Below are 17,781 nucleotides of genomic sequence, written 5' to 3'. Positions count from 1 at the left end.
CTGGCCACAATCAAAGCACAATTAACCGGCATTCTAGGCATGCGCATTTCCAAACAACGGAAGGAATTCATGACGTTGGTTTCCCAAAATCTGACCTTAAAATCTTATGCACTTGATCTGTGCAAAGGTGGAGAATTAGCGTCATGAACGCTCTGAACGCAGTTGTACCAGGTGAATTCAAGGAAGCGATACACGGTCAGCTATTGAGCATGGGGCTTGCGCCATTGGCCGATGTTGCTGCCGCCCGAGACAGCCTGCGCGCCGCACTTGAATCTCTACAACCACTGGGAAATGAAAGAACCGTAAAACGGGTGGATCGCCTGGTGCGGCAACTCGATGCATTTGAGCCAAGTGTGACCATGATCGGGCAAATCAAATCTGGCAAGACATCGCTCGTGAATGCACTGATCGGACGACCTGATCTGTTACCGGCAGACGTAAACCCCTGGACCTCGGTCGTGACATCATTGCACCTTTCGCCTCCGGACTCTGGTTTCAAGGAGAGCGCATCATTTCGGTTTTTTGACCCAGACGAATGGGACCGTTTGGTAACCGGCGGCGGGCGCATTGGTGAAATGGCCAGCCGCGCAGGGGCCGATGATGAACTGGAAAAAATCATAGCCCAAGCTGCGGAAATGCGCGAAAAGTCATTGAAACGCCTGGGTCAAAAGTTCGAAGTACTTCTGGGACAACAGCGTGATTACGGCTATTTTGATAAGCAACTGATCGAACGTTATGTTTGTTTGGGCGACGAACACGACGCTGACGATGCTGACACTTCGAACGAGCAGGGTCGCTTCGCGGACATTACCAAATCTGCCGATTTGAGCATGGTGCGTCCGGCGTTGCCCCTACCGCTCTGTGTACGTGATACACCCGGCGTTAACGATACCTTCATGATGCGCGAACAGATCACCATTCGATCAATCCGTGATAGCCGTCTTTGCGTCGTGGTGTTGTCAGCCCACCAGGCCTTGGCATCCACAGACCTGGCGTTGATCCGTTTGATTTCAAATGTAAAATCGCGCGACATCGTTATTTTCGTGAACCGGATCGACGAGTTGGCCGAACCTTCGGTCCAGATTCCTCAGATCGCAAGGAGCATTGCGGAAACGCTGGCTTTACACAAAGGACCGCAGGATGCGCAGGTGATTTTCGGAAGTGCACTTTGGGCAGGATATGCGTTGGACGGCAGATTGTCAGATTTGCCTAAGCCGAGCGCAAAGGCGCTTTTAGAATGGTCCGACGCATCTGATTTGAATAACGTGTTGTCCCAGCAAGAATTGGATGATCCGGTCAAACGTGCATGGGCTTCATCGGGTGTGCCAGCTTTGCAATTGGCGCTTTCCAATCGCATTGCTCAAGGCGTTGCTGCGGCTACGTTTGATCGTATAGGCAAAAGTGGTTCGAATTTAGCCAGTGCGATTTCAGCGACGTATCAGATGAGCGACCGTCAAGGCTGTGTCAATCCGATTGACAAGCTCGAAATTGCTGCAGCGCGCGTCCGTGTTTCGGAAATAGCCATCTCTCGGAAGACCGAGTTGACCGATTTGTTCGGTACAATCCTGGAAGAGTTTTCCGATCGATTAGGCAGGGTGCAGGAGAATTTTCTGGATCGTGCGACTGCGACGTTAATCGTTCATTTGGAAGAAAATGGGGATGGAACGCCCTGGCAATATGATCCGGCTGGGCTTCGCACGCTTCTTAGGTCTTCTCACAAGGTGTTCGCACGAAAGCTCAGGTCGTCTTTTGATGCGGCGATAAAACAGACTGCGGATGACTACGCTGAATTGAATACACGAGCATTTGGCGTGACGCATGAGCAAATAAACACGGCATTGCCCTCCGCACCGCCGATGCCAGCTCCGGTGACATTGGGCAGGACGATTGCGCTCGATCTGAATGGTAACTGGTGGAAGCGGTGGTGGCTGCAAAAGCGGGGTTACAAGGCCCATACAGTAAAGTTTCGTGAGCTTATTAAGGCGGAGACCAATCCTTTGATTGATGAAATGCGCTGCGAATTGGCGCGATCGGTCAAGGAGGTCGCATTGGAAGCGTTTGAGGCTTTTATACACGACCAAAGCTCTGTCTTTGCGACCTTTGATCAATCGGCAGATTCCGTTACGCAGCAGCGGCTCTCTGATGGCCCCGAGCATTCTGATCAGCTGGTCTTATTGGACAACACATTGAAAACACTGAACGAGTACGTGTTATGACATCTGAAAGATCGTCCCATAAGAAGTTGGCGTTTTATGACCAAATTGGCGACCGAACACGACCGCGGATTGCGTTGATGGGCGAGTTCAGCGCCGGAAAGAGCACACTTGCCAATCTCATGATAGGTTCCGACCCGCTGCCTATGCAGGTCATTGCCACGCAATTGCCGCCGGTCTGGATCAGTTATGGGACTGGTACCGCTGCGATCATCGATTTGGAAGGTAATGACTCGGAATGCGATCTCGAAAAACCGCAGAAGATCTCTTCGGAAAACACTGCTTTCATTCGCATCCAGAGGCAGGAACAAATACTTCAGATGTGCGATATCATTGATATGCCCGGGATTTCTGACCCGAATATGCCAGCGGACGTCTGGGCGCGCATTTTGCCTTTTGCCGATGCGGTGATTTGGTGCACTCCGGCCACTCAAGCCTGGCGACAAAGCGAGGCGGCAGTCTGGGAAACCGTTCCAGCGCATATACAAGAGAAATCGATCTTGTTGCTGACCCGTGCGGACATGCTAATTTCAGAGAAAGATCGCAGCAAGGTCCTGAAACGTGTAACCGCAGAAACCGAAAATGTGTTTGCAAAGTGTTGCCTAATGTCTTTGACGCTTGCGCGCGATGCGGCGGATGATCCGGATCAGTGGGAATGTAGCGGAGCCGAAGCATTTGTTACTGATTTCCTCGATATTGTCGCTGATTTGACTCATGGCATCGCCAAAGGCGAAACGACCGAACCTTTCGAGCTGGAATGCATTTCGAAACCTGAAGAAACTGGTCCAACGGGCGACCTTGAAGTCTGTAAGCAGGATGCTGACAACGGTCGCGTTGTGCCGCGTCGACCTGTGGCAAAAACTGTGAGAGCTCGGACCGATGATTTTACAGAAGCCGTTGAAACGTTGAGCCTAAGCCCAAAATTCTCCTGAATGTATTAACCCAAACAACATGATCTGACGCTATGCCTTACGCATCTTGAAAGGGCGAAGTGCAAGTGCGGATTCAATGGCTGCGGGTGAAATGACCATACCTGATCTCCTCCACCGATTTCGTAGTGGTTTCGAGGGTAGTTTCGTTGTGATCTTCGCCGATTTAGATACTGGAACGGTGCTTGCTCACAGTGCCACACGGCCAACCGCTCAGGAAAACCTCGATGATTTATGCCGGGCGGCAATTCATTGCTTCGCCAAAAGTCCTTTTGATTGTCGCTCTCACAAACCCGCTTGCACGGAGCCGTTAGCGCAGCATGCGGTGACTTTTGACTCGGAAAGACTTAAATGTTTCATCAGATTACCCCTCGCAATGAATGAAGCCCTTTGCGTGGAATGCGATCTGGAAATACCTCTTCGTAAGATAATCGCAGACGGCGCAGATCTGTTGGTTCAGATTGCGCGAGGGGCGCGGTAAATGTCAGACCACAATGTTCAAGAAACCGACCGTTTGCGCAGTTTATTGAAGGAATTGCAATCCGCTCCAACATCGGCGCATGACGGCAACCGGAAAATCGTCGTCTCAGAGCCGAACGGGGCGCTGAACACTGTTTTGCAAGAAATAGACAGAACCGTGTTGCCGCGCGCCTTGCACATCTCTGCGGGTGACGAAAAGCGTATCGTTTTGTATGCCGCAGAACGCAGGCTTTTGCGTCTTTCATTAGAAAATGACAAAGACTTCGCTGCTTCGAATAGCAGCAGTGGCGAGTTGTCTGGCCGTGACGCTGCGTCGATTGCTCAAGTGTTGTTAGATTTCTGTGTTGGTGTCACCGAAATCGGCGTGCAGGCGCGTTTCGTTGAGAAGAATCCGGGCGAGGACAGTTTTGGCGTTTCATTGGATGACATTAAAGCGCAACTTGATCATTCTGTTGACGGTACGGGTTGTGTGAATCCATTTGAAGAAGCCATTGAGGCAAGTAAGAAATTTGCGCTCGCCATCTACATTGACCGAGGTTGTGGAACGGATGAAATCATTGGTCAACAAGACCTCGGCTTCGAACTTTGTTCCATGAATAAATCCTGGTCGGAAACGGACTTTCGGGGAAATTGTACCATATGGTCGGGGCCTACACCGAAAGACCCGTCGATCCTGGTGTCCAATCGGTCCGGAGATCGCGTCTGGATTGCCTTTGCGGCCAAAGATATTGAAACTTGCGTTGCTTGTTGGGTCGATGTGACCCGACCAGCCAACTAACAAAACCTACGTTTGCATCTTTGACGTGCGTCGTGTTTTGAAATTGTAGACGCAAATTGGTGAAATTTCCAACAATTCCGTGGAAAGCGCCTAACAATTAGGCGAATATTGGAGTGTGCTGGCTTTTCGGTGGCGGCGGGGTTTCCTTCTCGCAGCCCGCTTCGGACGGTTTGCGCCAAAGACAAATCGGAGGTTGTCATGACTAATTCAAAAATTCCCCATCTCGTTTGTGCCTTGAGTTTCTGTGCTTCCGCCAGCTACGCAGACGGTCACCTGACACCCGTCGTTTTCGGAACAAACTGGCTGGCTCAGGCAGAACACGGAGGCTTTTACCAATCCGTTGCGGACGGCACCTACGCCGAATGCGGCCTGGATGTGGAGATTATTTCCGGTGGTCCGCAAGTGAACAACCGCGCGCTGATGCTGGCAGGCAAGATCGATTTCCACATGGGCGGAGATATGTTGCAGGCCTTCAACGCAGTCAAAGAAGGCATTCCTGTGGTTTCCGTGGCGGCGATTTTCCAGAAACACCCACAAGTTATACTTGCTCATCCCGGCGAAGCTGAAAGCTGGGAAGACCTGAAAGATCTGACTCTTTTGATCGGCGACAACGGGTTCACGTCCTATTACCAGTGGATGATCGCCGAGCATGGGTTCACCGTCGAACAGCGTTTGCCCTACACGTTCAACCCGGCGCCCTTCATTGCGGACAAAGAAAAGGGCATGCAAGGCTATCTCAGTTCGGAACCCTATGCGGTTTTGAAAGAGGCAGGGTTTGAACCTAATGTTTTCTTGATCGCCGATGCGGGATACTCGTCTTATGCAACCACCATTGAAACCATGGCCGGGACGATTGAAAGTGATCCCGAGAAAGTGTCCTGTTTCGTGGACGGCTCATTGACCGGATGGTACAACTATCTTTATGGCGACAGTTCTGGAGCAGATGAGATGATACTGGCTGCGAATCCGGACATGTCTCAGGACAAGATCGAATTTGCCAAGAAGATGATGTTGGAACAGGGCATAGTAGACAGTGGGACCGCCTTGGAAACCGGAATTGGATCGATGACCGACGAGGTCATCGGAGACTTTTACGAAAAAATGGTTGCCTCGGGCGTGCTGGACGAGGGTCTGGATTGGAAAGCGGCCTACACGCTTGAATTTACGAACAAGTCTGTAGGCAAGGACATCAAACCCTGATCGATCATCAACACGACGACAGCGCTCTTGCGCATGTGGCTTAAGAGGGGAAGATGACGCAAACACCAAAGCCACTAGGATCGCGACCTGAATTACTGCGAATGGCGCAGGTCGATAAAACGTTCAATGGCAACATAGTGGCTTTGGAAGGCATGTCGTTGCAGGTGTGCGAGGGAGATTTCATATCGTTGTTGGGGCCATCGGGTTGCGGGAAGTCCACAGCACTGCGCCTCATTGCTGATCTTCTCAGCCCGACTGCCGGCCGGATCAAGTGGTCAGGTGGCCATGATACGGGCGATCTGGGTGTTGTGTTTCAGGAACCCACTTTGATGCCGTGGGCCACGGTTGCGCAGAACGTCTGGTTGCCTTTTCGTCTGCGGGGCAAACCGTATGGTACCGTCAAGGACGATGTGCACGAAGCGCTCAAACTTGTGGGATTGGAGAACTTTCACGATAGTTACCCGCGGGAATTGTCGGGCGGGATGAAGATGCGGGTCTCTATTGCGCGAGCCATGGTGACGCGACCGAGGCTTATTTTGATGGATGAGCCCTTTGCGGCATTGGATGAAATTACCCGGTTCAAGTTGAACAATGATTTGCTGAAATTGAAAGCGGCGATCGGGTGCACGGTGGTATTTGTGACCCACTCGGTGTTCGAATCTGTCTTTTTGTCAGACCGTATCGTAGTAATGGCTGCCCGGCCGGGTCGCGTGATTTCAGAACTAGAGGTCGACGCACCCTATCCCCGGGATGCCCATTTTCGAACATCTGCAGAATACGCGGCGTATACCCGTCGTGCGACGGATGCGCTGCATCAGGCTATGGGAGAGGCTGCATGAGCCTGGCAGATCCCACGCCTCCCTTGGCGGCTGTCGACGCGGATGAAACCATGCGTCAGCGACGCCGTAGATTCGAAAAATTTGGCAAATGGGTTCTGCCGCTTGTTGTGTTGGTTGCGATGCTCGTAACCTGGGACCGTATCGTAGTGTGGAACGAAATTCCGCACTATATTCTGCCCGGTCCCGGCCTTGTGTTTGAGACGCTTATCAAAGACTGGGCTATATTGTTTGAGGCCTTGCTGGTCACGGTGCAGATTACCCTGATGGCTTTGGCGGTAGCTGTCATTGGTGGTGTTGGTTTGGCGGTGTTGTTCACTCAATCGCGTTTGGTCGAAATGAGTTTCTACCCCTATGCAGTCATCTTGCAGGTCACGCCGATTGTAGCAATCGCGCCGCTGATTTTCATCTATGTCGACAGCCGTATTGCGGGCCTGCTTTTATGTGCTTGGCTGGTGGCATTTTTCCCTGTGCTAAGTAATACAACACTTGGGCTCAACTCGGCGGATCACAATCTGCGCGACCTGTTCCGGATTTATGGTGCCTCGCGTTGGCAAACACTACGTTTCTTGCAGCTGCCATCTGCGCTGCCTTATTTTTTAGGCGGGTTGCGCATCGCGGGTGGGTTGTCACTCATTGGCGCCGTGGTTGCCGAATATGTAGCGGGCACGGGAGGGTTGAAGTCAGGGCTGGCATTCCGAATACTGGAAGCAGGCTACAGGTTGAATATTCCGCGCATGTTCGCAGCCCTGATCCTCATTGCGGTCACCGGTGTGATTATTTTCGCCGGTTTGAGTTTCCTGAGCCACATGTTGCTGCGCAAGTGGCATGAAAGTGCCTTGAAGCGGGACAGATGATGGGTTTTACGACATTGCCGAGTGGCCCCTTGACCTTGCAAAACCTCACGGTGCCCGATTGTTTCCTGGGCGGCGATGGTGATCTGTCTGCCATCACCTTGCATATCCGAGACGGTGAAATCTCCAACCAGCCGGGGCAGTTGGTTGACATGAAGGGCGCAATGGTATTCCCGGCTTTTGTCGACATGCACACGCATTTGGACAAGGGCCATATCTGGCCCCGTGCCGCCAATCCGGATGGCAGTTTTGAGGGGGCGCTCGCCACTGTGGGCGCGGATAGGCAAGCCCATTGGACGGCAGAAGATGTGGCCGCTCGTATGGATTTTGCGATGCGCTGTTCCTATGCGCATGGAACGCGGGCTCTTCGCACACATCTCGACAGTATTCCGCCCCAGGACGACATCTCGTGGCCCGTGTTCAAAGAGCTGCGCACAGAATGGAAGGGCCGGATTGATTTGCAAGCCGCCTGCCTTGTGGGATGCGATCATGTCTCGGCCGATGGTGCCTTTGCACATACCGCCGATTTGGTGGCCGAAGCGGATGGCGTTCTGGGCATGGTCGCTTATCCTGTACCCGATATTGAAGACCGGGTCAGAGTATTTTTTGAAATGGCGCGGGCTCGCGGACTGTCGGCGGATTTCCATGTTGACGAAACACTGGACCCATCTTCGGAGACCCTGCGCGTCGTTGCGTTGGCGGTTTTGGAAATGGGGTTTGATGCGCCTGTAACGGTCGGACATCTCTGCTCACTTTCCACACAAGACCCAGCGCGTGCCGAGGATACAATGGATCTGGTGGCACGAGCGGGCCTCAATGTCGTGTCACTGCCGATGTGCAATCTTTACCTGCAAGACAGGCAGGCCGGCACGCCGCGCGGGCGCGGCGTCACTCTGGTGCATGAAATGAAGGCGCGTGGTATCAATGTCTCCTTTGCCTCGGATAACACGCGTGATCCGTTCTATGCCTACGGTGATCTTGATATGATCGAGGTGATGCGCGAAGCCACACGTATCAGCCATCTGGATCATGCAGCGCTGGATTGGTCGCATGCCTTTGTTACAAATCCGGCAAAGGCCTGCGGGTTCGACGCCCCGAGCATTGCGCCGGGCGCACCGGCCGATCTGGTGATATGTCGCGCGCGCAGTTGGACCGAACTCTTTGCGCGCCCGCAGGCGGACCGCATGGTGCTGCGGGCGGGCGTTCAGATTGACAGAACACTGCCGGATTACGCTGAACTTGACCCATTTATGAGGATGTCATGACCCCGAATATCGCCGCTGCAAAAGCTGCCCTGTCACATCTGGATCTCGAAGAAAACGCCGCTGCGGTCAAATCGAAAAGCCGCGATTTCTTTTGGTACTCCCCGGTGCTCAAGGCGCGGCTGGATGATGTCGTTGCCGATTTCGTTGTCAGCCCGCGTAACGAGGCCGAGGTCATCGAGGTTTTGAAAGCATGCTATCGCCATGACGTGCCCGTAACTACACGGGGTGCGGGGACAGGCAACTATGGCCAGGCGATGCCGCTAGCAGGTGGATGCGTTATGCATTTGCGCCACATGGCAGCAGTGCGGGAGATTCTACCCGGCCGTGTCATTGTGGAACCGGGGTGTTTGCTCAAAGATCTTGATGCGGCCTGCAAGGCGCACTCCGGGCAGGAAATCCGTATGTTTTCTTCCACATGGGCCACGGCCACGATCGGCGGTTTTATCGCCGGTGGGTCCGGTGGCGTGGGTTCTTGCACATGGGGGTCCCTGCGAGATCTGGGCAATATCATACGCCTGCGCGTTGTGACCATGGAGGAAGAACCGCGCGTTTTGGAGTTCCAGGGAGAGGATCTTGCGCGCGTCAGCCATGCCTATGGTACCAACGGGATCATCACCGAGGTCGAGATGCCACTCGCCCCGGCCTATGAATGGGTCGAGATGTTTGTTGCCACAGATGACTTCATGGAGGCAGCGCGGTTTGCGGAAGCGCTGGCCAATGAGGATGGTATCCTGATCAAATTGGCCACCGTCTTTGAAGCGCCTATTGCCAAGGATTTTTTTCAACGTGTCGCCCCTCATGTCGGCCGGGAAACCAATCTCATCGGTTTGATGGTCGCGCCGCATTCGATGGACGGGTTCATGACTTTCCTAGGCCGCCGCCCCACCGTGCAATTGATTTATCGCAGCGATGCCTCTGATTGGGAGCGGGGGCCGGGCATAGTATTTGAATACGGATGGAATCATACGACCCTGCGGGCATTGAAGGTTGACCCATCTATTACCTACTTGCAGGTCCGTTATGGATTTCCACAACACCTCGAGCTGATCAAAAAGATGCGTGATGCACTCAGCCCGGAAGTCTTGCAACATCTGGAGATTCTCAAGGAAAACGGCAAAGTGATGTTTGCCGGGCTCAGCCTGGTCAAGTTCACGTCTGAAGAACGTCTCGATGAGATCGTGAAAATTCACGAGGACGCAGGGGCCATGGTATTCAATCCGCACCGCTACACTCTTGAAGAAGGCGGGCGGCAAACGGTGGATGACCGACAATTGACTTTCAAACGTGAAGCCGATCCAAAAGGTTTGCTCAACCCGGGAAAAATGATTGCCTGGGACGATCCGAACTGGTCGTTTGAGCAAATGTACAGCTATCCCAAATTGCGCGCAGCCGAGTAATGGCGCGAGCAATGGTTCTCTTCGCGCATCCTTGTGCCGAGAGTTTTTCAGCGGCCCTGCATAACGGCGTGGTAGAGAGCCTGACATCGCGCGGTTGGCAGGTCGATGATTGTGACCTGAATGTGGAAGGCTTCTCACCGGTTCTGACGGCAGAGGAACGGCGCGGCTATCACGACGAAGCCACAAATACGGAACCCGTTGCGGATTATGTCGCGCGCTTGAGGGCTGCGGACGCTATGGTCATGGTTTTTCCGGTATGGAATTTCGGGTATCCTGCCATTCTCAAAGGGTTTCTGGACAGGGTGTTTTTGCCCGGAATTTCCTTTAAACTTGAAGAGGGGAAAGTGGTTCCGAACCTGCGCAACATTCGCAAACTGGCAGCTGTGACGACATATGGTGGCACCCGAATGCGTGCGCTGATGGTGGGCGACCCACCGCGGAAATCGGTCACCCGTGCCGTGTGGCATGTGTGTCGACCAGATAAAATGCGTTACTTGGCTCTCTATGACATGAACAGAGTGACGCAGGAGCAGCGCACCAAATTTCTTTTGCGGGTGCGCGCCGAGATGGAGGCATTTTGAATGCGCGCGCTTGTGGTTTATTGCCATCCGAAGAAAACAAGCTTCACTGCTGCCGTCCGCGATCAGGTCTTGCAGAAACTGCAGGATGTTAGCGCCGAAGTGCGTGTACATGACCTTTATCAATTAGGTTTTGCACCTGTACTAACGGCGATTGAGCTCGATCACTATGAAGATGCCCTGCAAAACCGAGCGCCCGTGCTTGAGGCAACAAGTGATGTTTTGTGGTGTGACACGCTAATTTTTGTCTATCCAACGTGGTGGTACGGGATGCCGGCGATGCTCAAGGGATGGATGGACCGCGTTTTGCTGCCGGAAGTCGCGTTTTTAATGCCCGACGGGGAAAACGACAACATCCGCCCCGGTTTGACCCACATTACGCGACTGGGTGTTTTTACCACTTGTGGAGCCAGTTGGGGGTTGACGCAGTTGATCGGCGCGCCGGGCAAGCGCATCATTTTGCGCGGGATCAGGGCGATCTGTGCGAAAAGGTGCAAGACAGTTTATGCCGCTCACTATTTGATGGATAGTTCTACTGAGGCATCGCGGCGCGCCCATCTGGCGCGGGTCGGACGGAAGATGGAGAAATTTGTGGGAACGCCGCGTCTACAGAGCAAGGAGGCCAACGCATGACGTGCCCGGCGATACGCCCAAATCAGGGTCATTGTATGGGTTTGGACATCGAAAGTGTTGCGTTTTCTATGTTGGATTTCGCGCGATGAGCACGCCCCACGATTGGGCCGATTTTCGAGCCCCAGATTTTGCTGACATCGATCCAATGAAAACAATTGCGATCTTGCCCACTGCTGCGATTGAGCAGCACGGACCGCATTTGCCCGTTGGAACAGACACATTGATCGGGCAGGGGATGTTGGAAGAGCTGCGCCGACAAGCGCCCGACGACATGGACCTTCGCATCCTGCCTCTGCAAGCTGTGGGCAAATCCAACGAGCACTTGTGGGCCGCGGGCACGCTCACTCTTTCGGCGGCCACAGCCTTGGCCGTCTGGACGGAGATCGGTCTATCCGTGGCGCGCGCAGGCATCCGAAAGATCGCAATCGTAAATTCCCATGGGGGCAACCTCGATTTGGTGTCAATCCTGTCTCGCGAACTGCGGGTGCAAGCGGCCATGCTGGCGGTCAAATGCCAATGGGGGTCCTTTGGTAGGCCGGAGGGACTGTATTCTCAACAGGAAGACCAATTTGGCATCCATGGCGGCGATGTCGAAACTTCGTTGATGTTACATTTCCGACCAGCAACCGTAGATATGGGGCAAGCCAAAGACTATCGATCCACAGCGGAGCACACGGCGATTTCGCCAATCGGCCCTGTTTCTTATGGCTGGATCGCTAGCGATCTCAATCCGTCGGGCACTGTTGGAGAAGCGCATTTGGCGACCGCTGAAAAGGGGGCGGCAACGGCAAAACATCAAGTTGCGGGGTTTGTGGATCTGTTGCGGAAAATGGAAAATATGGCTTTGCCGATCGGATAGGCGCGCGACCGGCTAGTTGGTGACTACAACGTTTGTGCCCCAAGACAGGCAACGGTCTCGCAGCGGGTCTGGCAAATCTTTATCTGTAAATACGACGGACAAGTCTTGCATAGAAGCAATACGTGCAGGTGCAGCACGGCTAAATTTTGAATGGTCTGCCACAAGGAAACACTTGCGCGACTGCGCGATGATCGACTGGCTGACACCGACTTCCTGAATGTCAAAATCCAGAAGGTCTCCGTCTTCATCCAGCGCGGAGCATCCGATCACAGCGATGTCAAATTTGAACTGTTTGATGGTGTCGATTGTGATCTTTCCGACCAAGCCGCTGTCCGAGCGGCGCAAGGCCCCGCCAGTAACCACGACCTGACATTCCGGATTGTCTACAAGAATGTTGGCAATGTTCATGTTGTTGGTAACGACCATCAAATCACGGTGCTGCAGTAGCTCGCGTGCGACGGCCTCGGTGCTGGTCCCGATGTTCATGAAAATGGAGCAGCTTTGTGGGATCTGTTGTGCGCAGGCGCGAGCCATGGCCAGTTTGGATGCCTGGTTCAGGTTTCGCCGCTCATCGTATTCAATGTTGGTAGTGCCGGAGGGTAAAATTGCGCCTCCATGAACACGTTCGAGTTTGTTCGTTTCGGCCAATTCTGTAAGGTCGCGGCGTATTGTTTGCAGCGTTACTCCAAAGTGATCAGCCAATCCTTCGACCGTTACTTTGCCTTCGCGTTGCGCAATTTTCAGAATGTCAGGGTGGCGAAATGTTTGTGACATGTAGGGTCTCCCGAGAGCGGGATACCCGAAACGGCATTGAGTTTCCACCATATTTGTAAGGAAAGTTGCTCTAGGTAAGGAGTAACCGCCCATAACATCATGCTACTTGGATGACACGCAAATGGCGAAAAACGCAAAGACTCCAATCGCTTCTCGGAAAACCCATCAATACCCGGATGTCAGGGGTGCGATGGTTTTCGAGCAAAAACGAACATAAACGAAAAATAACGCTTGAACGTTGATACGCTACGCGTTACTGCTTGCCTCGTATAACGCACACCAAGATTGGGGGGTCTAGTGTCGGAAACGCATACTTCAGAACATACCTACGATCTCTTCGTCATTGGTGGCGGCATCAACGGATGTGGTATCGCGCGCGACGCGGCTGGTCGTGGCATGAGCGTGGCTCTGGCTGAGATGAATGATCTCGCCTCCGCAACCTCTTCAGCGTCGACGAAACTGTTCCATGGCGGTCTACGGTACCTTGAGTACTTCGAGATCAACTTGGTGCGTCATGCGCTAGCGGAGCGTGAGGTTTTGCTTAAGGCGATGCCGCACATCAGCTGGCCCATGCGGTTCGTTCTGCCTTACCACAAGGACATGCGGTTTGAGGGTGCCACGCCAACGTCACGGATCCTCAACACGGTCATGCCATGGATGAAAGGGCGACGCCCAGCGTGGCTGATCCGCTTTGGCCTAATGCTCTACGACAACCTTGGGGGGCGCAAAATCCTACCGGCAACCAAGACACTGGCATTGCGCGGAAGTCCGGAAGGCGCGCCCATCGATGACCGTTTTAAGAAAGCGTTCGAGTACTCCGATTGCTGGATCGAGGACTCGCGTCTGGTGGTGTTGAATGCGCGTGATGCCGCGGCGCGCGGGGCTGACATCATGGTGCGCACCAAAGTTGTCAGCGCGACAAGGATTGACGATCATTGGGAAGTGACGCTGGAAGACGTTGAAAACGCCCAGACCACGACCTTGAATGCTCGCATGTTGGTGAACGCAGGTGGGCCTTGGGTCGGGGATATTATCCAGCAAAAAGTACGTATCAATTCCACCGAAGGCGTGCGTTTGGTACGCGGCAGTCATATCGTCACCAAAAAGCTCTATGACCACGAAAAATGTTATTTTTTTCAAGGAACGGACGGCCGCATTATTTTTGCCATCCCCTATGAAACGGACTTCACATTGATCGGTACGACGGATGCAGAGCATAGCGAGCCGGGTGTAAAGCCCGAATGCACGTCTGAAGAGCAGTCATATCTGATTGATTTCATCAACCAGTACCTCAAAGAGGACATTGGATCATCTGATGTTGTCTGGACCTATTCCGGTGTTCGCCCGCTCTATGATGACGGTGCCAGTAGCGCAACGGCTGCCACGCGCGACTACACCTTGAACGTGGACAGCACAGGGGGCGCCCCGATTTTGAACGTTTTTGGTGGCAAGATAACAACCTACCGCAAGCTCGCGGAAGATGCGATGGACAAGATCGTGCCGTTTTTTCCCGGGACTTCGGGGCACTGGACGGCGGGTGTCGCTTTGCCAGGCGGTGATTTTGCCGTTGATGGTTTTGATGCGTTGGTTGCGCGCCTGCGCGACGACTATCCGTTCTTGTCGGATTTCTGGAGCAAGAGGCTCGTGCGTGCCTATGGTACTGAAGCATGGGATGTATTGGCGGATGCGAAGGAAGAGGCTGATCTGGGAGAGGGCTTTGGTGCAACACTGACTGAACGCGAAGTGCGTTGGTTGGAGAAACATGAATATGCGCGCTCCGCAGAGGACATCGTTTGGCGGCGCAACAAACTCGGGTTGCGACTAACGGAAAAAGAAATTGCTGCATTGGAGGTTTTCCTGCGGTCTGATCCTAATGGACAAACCAGTAAGGCAGCGGAGTAAAAATGGGGGACAGGCATGACCTTGATTTTGGAAGGTGTGTCTAAAACTGTTGGCGGGGAAACCCACATCTATCCAACAGAGATAGAGCTTCAAAAGGGCACAATGAACGTCCTTCTGGGGTCGACGCTATCGGGCAAGACATCGCTGATGCGGCTGATGGCTGGACTGGATGTTCCAGCGACCGGCCGCGTGATCTGGAATGGTGAAGACGTGACCGGAATGCGGGTGCAGGACCGCAAAGTTGCAATGGTCTACCAGCAGTTCATCAATTATCCGTCGATGTCGGTATTCGACAACATTGCCTCGCCGATGCGGCTGTTGGGTCAATCCCGCGCTGAGATCGATAAGCGCGTGCGGGAAACGGCAGACTTGATGAAATTGACACCAATGCTGGACCGCAAACCACTCGAACTGTCGGGTGGCCAACAGCAAAGATGTGCCTTGGCCCGAGCTTTGGTAAAAAACGCAGGTTTGGTCCTCTTGGATGAGCCTCTCGCCAATCTGGACTATAAACTGCGCGAGGAATTGCGCGCAGAAATCCCAAAGATATTTGAGGAATCTGGATCTATATTCGTCTACGCGACAACAGAGCCGGAAGAGGCACTGTTGTTGGGCGGCAATACGGCGACACTGTGGGAGGGGAGAGTCACGCAATTTGGTCTGACCCCTGCGGTTTATCGTAAGCCAATCAATGCAACGACGGCGCGTGTGTTTTCTGATCCACCGATGAATTTTCTCAAAATCATCAAGAAAGATGGCGCGCTGTCTTTTGGCGATGGGCAAGCGATGTCTACACCGGCAGGAGCCGAAAATCTTGCTGACGGGCCTTACACTGCGGGGTTCAGACCAAACCATCTGGAATTATCGCCGCATGTGGCAGGAAGTATGGTCTTTTCGACGAAACTGACCGTGACGGAAATTACCGGGTCTGAAACTTTTGTGCATCTTGAGCATCATGGCGAAAGGTGGGTGGGTCTTGTACACGGCGTTCAGACTCTGGAGCCCGGTCAAGACTTGGACGTATTTCTGGATCCGGCCCACGTTTATATCTTTGACGATGACGGCAACCTTGTGGCCACAGCACCCTACGCGGAGGCGGCATAATGGCGAAGATCACGCTTGATAACCTGGCCCATTCCTATTTGCCCAAACCTTCGTCCGAAGATGATTTTGCTCTCAAGGAGCTCAACCATGATTGGGTCGATGGCGAGGCTTATGCCTTGTTGGGCGCGTCGGGCTGCGGCAAATCCACATTGCTCAACATCATTTCAGGTCTGCTGCATCCCAGTCAGGGCCGCATTCTGTTCAATGACCAGGACGTGACGCACGCGCCCACTACTGAGCGCAACATTGCACAGGTGTTCCAGTTTCCGGTGGTCTATGACACTATGACGGTTCGGGATAACCTGGCGTTTCCGTTGCGTAACCGTGGGGCTGACCCGACCTATGTTGCATCGCGTGTGAACCAGATCGCAAAAATGATCGGCATGGAAGAAGAGCTGAACCGCAAGGCCCGTGGTCTCACGGCTGACGCCAAGCAGAAGATTTCACTGGGGCGCGGCATGGTGCGCGAAGATGTCAATGCGCTCCTTTTCGACGAACCGCTCACCGTGATTGACCCGCATATGAAATGGGAACTGCGCACGCAGCTGAAATCTCTGCATCATGAATTTGGCCACACGATGATTTATGTGACCCATGACCAAACCGAAGCGCTGACATTCGCAGACAAAGTTGTCGTGATGTACGACGGGCGTGTTGTGCAGATTGGAACGCCGCAGGAATTGTTCGAACGCCCTGCCCATACCTTTGTTGGGTATTTTATCGGCTCACCGGGCATGAACCTCTTTGAGGCCCAGATTGATGGCGCGGTGGCTCAAATCGCAGGCGCTTCAGTGCCATTGGGTTCAGGATATGCGCCGACGCAAGGCAGGCTGCAGGTCGGTGTGCGGCCAGAGTTTGTCAAGCTCAACGCTTCAGGCTCAGGCGTGCCCGCGCTCGTAAAGCGCGTAGAAGATGTCGGCCGTCACAAAATCGTTCGGCTGGACGTCGAAGGTCGCGAAATCAGCGCCATCGCCGGCGAAGGCGACGTAATTTCCGATGGTTTGCAACATATTACTTTTGATCCTGACGGGATCAACGTCTACGCCAACGACTGGCGGATCACACCTGAGGGGGAGGCCGCCTGATGAACAAGACAGTCAATCAAAAGGCATGGTTTTTGGTCTTGCCAGTGCTTTTGCTGGTCGCGTTTTCGGCTGTGATTCCGTTGATGACGGTGGTGAACTACTCGGTTCAAGACACTTTTGGGAACAACCAGTTTTTCTGGAACGGCATTGGCTGGTTCAAGGATATGCTGGAAGAAGAGCGGATGTGGAATGCCCTTTGGCGCCAGTTGACGTTCTCCGGGATCATTCTGGCCATTGAAGTTCCCTTGGGCATTTATGTGGCCTTGCACATGCCCAAAAGCGGGTTTTGGGCGTCCTTCTGTCTGGTTTTGATGTCCCTGCCATTGCTGATCCCATGGAATGTGGTCGGCACAATCTGGCAAATCTTCGGACGCGTCGACATTGGCCTTTTGGGATACACGCTTGATAAGTTGGGTATTTCCTACAACTATACACAGGACATCGTGGCGGCCTGGGTGACGGTCATTGTGATGGATGTCTGGCACTGGACGTCACTGGTGGCGCTTTTGGCCTACGCCGGATTGCAATCGATTCCGGACGCTTATTACCAAGCGGCAAAAATCGATCAGGCCAGCCGGTGGGCCGTGTTTCGCTACATCGAACTGCCCAAGATGGCGGGGGTTCTGATGATTGCAATTCTGTTGCGCTTCATGGACAGTTTCATGATCTACACCGAGCCCTTTGTTGTGACTGGCGGTGGACCAGGAAACGCCACGACCTTCTTGTCGATCGACCTTGTGAAAATGGCGTTGGGCCAGTTTGATCTTGGTCCTGCCGCCGCTTTCTCGATCATGTACTTCTTGGTTATCCTTCTGATCTCTTGGGTCTTTTATACAGTGATGACCAACCTTGACAAAAGGGATGGTGTATAATGACCGATACCAGCATGCAAGC

At 53.5% G+C, this 17,781-nt stretch carries 16 protein-coding genes; 15 read left to right on the top strand and 1 reads right to left on the bottom strand.

Translation table 11 applies throughout. The features are described from left to right. Nucleotides 1-143 precede the first annotated feature (143 nt). From AB8B75_RS07440 to AB8B75_RS07390, 11 genes are all read left to right on the top strand, one after another. Nucleotides 144-2,216 carry a dynamin family protein gene (locus tag AB8B75_RS07440; protein ID WP_405361084.1) on the top strand — a complete coding sequence of 691 codons (2,073 nt, stop codon included), beginning with the start codon at nt 144-146 and terminating at the stop codon, nt 2,214-2,216. After that, nucleotides 2,213-3,145, top strand: a complete 933-nt coding sequence (locus AB8B75_RS07435) for a dynamin family protein (RefSeq protein ID WP_405361083.1) — start codon at nt 2,213-2,215, stop codon at nt 3,143-3,145. The genes AB8B75_RS07440 and AB8B75_RS07435 overlap by 4 nt, the downstream gene beginning before the upstream one ends. A gap of 478 nt (nt 3,146-3,623) precedes the next feature. Further along, on the top strand, nt 3,624-4,400 hold the full coding sequence (locus tag AB8B75_RS07430) for a hypothetical protein (RefSeq protein WP_405361082.1): 777 nt from the start codon (nt 3,624-3,626) through the stop codon (nt 4,398-4,400). 198 nt (nt 4,401-4,598) lie between these two features. Further along, a complete protein-coding gene (locus AB8B75_RS07425; RefSeq protein ID WP_405361080.1) occupies nt 4,599-5,600 on the top strand; it encodes an ABC transporter substrate-binding protein in 1,002 nt (333 codons plus the stop codon). A gap of 53 nt (nt 5,601-5,653) precedes the next feature. Continuing rightward, nucleotides 5,654-6,439 (top strand): ABC transporter ATP-binding protein, encoded by a 786-nt coding sequence (locus AB8B75_RS07420; protein ID WP_405361079.1) that lies wholly within the window; start codon nt 5,654-5,656, stop codon nt 6,437-6,439. Next, entirely contained in the window at nt 6,436-7,293 is an 858-nt protein-coding gene (locus tag AB8B75_RS07415) for an ABC transporter permease (RefSeq protein WP_405361077.1), read from the top strand. Before AB8B75_RS07420 ends, AB8B75_RS07415 begins: the two co-directional genes overlap by 4 nt. Next, nucleotides 7,290-8,555, top strand: a complete 1,266-nt coding sequence (locus AB8B75_RS07410; RefSeq protein ID WP_405361075.1) for a cytosine deaminase — start codon at nt 7,290-7,292, stop codon at nt 8,553-8,555. The genes AB8B75_RS07415 and AB8B75_RS07410 overlap by 4 nt, the downstream gene beginning before the upstream one ends. Further along, nucleotides 8,552-9,952 (top strand): FAD-binding oxidoreductase, encoded by a 1,401-nt coding sequence (locus AB8B75_RS07405; RefSeq protein WP_405361073.1) that lies wholly within the window; start codon nt 8,552-8,554, stop codon nt 9,950-9,952. Before AB8B75_RS07410 ends, AB8B75_RS07405 begins: the two co-directional genes overlap by 4 nt. Beyond that, nucleotides 9,952-10,533, top strand: coding sequence for an NAD(P)H-dependent oxidoreductase (locus AB8B75_RS07400; protein WP_405361072.1), 582 nt, complete (start codon nt 9,952-9,954; stop codon nt 10,531-10,533). Before AB8B75_RS07405 ends, AB8B75_RS07400 begins: the two co-directional genes overlap by 1 nt. Beyond that, the gene (locus tag AB8B75_RS07395; RefSeq protein WP_405361071.1) at nt 10,534-11,163 is read left to right on the top strand and encodes an NAD(P)H-dependent oxidoreductase; all 630 of its coding nucleotides are present in this window, start codon (nt 10,534-10,536) and stop codon (nt 11,161-11,163) included. Nucleotides 11,164-11,248: 85 nt separating this feature from the next. Continuing rightward, nucleotides 11,249-12,022, top strand: coding sequence for a creatininase family protein (locus AB8B75_RS07390; RefSeq protein WP_405361069.1), 774 nt, complete (start codon nt 11,249-11,251; stop codon nt 12,020-12,022). A gap of 12 nt (nt 12,023-12,034) precedes the next feature. On the opposite strand, the gene AB8B75_RS07385 is transcribed toward AB8B75_RS07390, so the two are convergent. Then, nucleotides 12,035-12,796: a DeoR/GlpR family DNA-binding transcription regulator gene (locus tag AB8B75_RS07385; RefSeq protein WP_405361068.1), complete on the bottom strand. Its 762-nt coding sequence runs from the start codon at nt 12,794-12,796 to the stop codon at nt 12,035-12,037. Between the two features lie 297 nt (nt 12,797-13,093). On the opposite strand from AB8B75_RS07385, the gene glpD reads away from it, so the two are divergent. Genes glpD through AB8B75_RS07365 form a run of 4 tightly spaced genes read left to right on the top strand, consistent with a single transcriptional unit; the run spans nt 13,094 to nt 17,759 of the window. Beyond that, on the top strand, nt 13,094-14,698 hold the full coding sequence (gene glpD / locus AB8B75_RS07380; RefSeq protein ID WP_405361067.1) for a glycerol-3-phosphate dehydrogenase: 1,605 nt from the start codon (nt 13,094-13,096) through the stop codon (nt 14,696-14,698). A 15-nt stretch (nt 14,699-14,713) separates the two neighbouring features. After that, complete coding sequence (locus tag AB8B75_RS07375; RefSeq protein ID WP_405361066.1) at nt 14,714-15,802, top strand: ABC transporter ATP-binding protein; 1,089 nt, start codon at nt 14,714-14,716, stop codon at nt 15,800-15,802. Continuing rightward, nucleotides 15,802-16,887 (top strand): ABC transporter ATP-binding protein, encoded by a 1,086-nt coding sequence (locus AB8B75_RS07370; protein WP_405361064.1) that lies wholly within the window; start codon nt 15,802-15,804, stop codon nt 16,885-16,887. Before AB8B75_RS07375 ends, AB8B75_RS07370 begins: the two co-directional genes overlap by 1 nt. Beyond that, entirely contained in the window at nt 16,887-17,759 is an 873-nt protein-coding gene (locus AB8B75_RS07365) for a carbohydrate ABC transporter permease (protein ID WP_405361062.1), read from the top strand. The genes AB8B75_RS07370 and AB8B75_RS07365 overlap by 1 nt, the downstream gene beginning before the upstream one ends. Nucleotides 17,760-17,781: the final 22 nt, after the last annotated feature.

The sequence above is a fragment of the Roseobacter sp. genome, assembly GCF_045106495.1.
In the GTDB taxonomy this organism is placed as follows: domain Bacteria; phylum Pseudomonadota; class Alphaproteobacteria; order Rhodobacterales; family Rhodobacteraceae; genus Roseobacter.
This window is presented reverse-complemented; position numbering and strand designations above follow the sequence as displayed.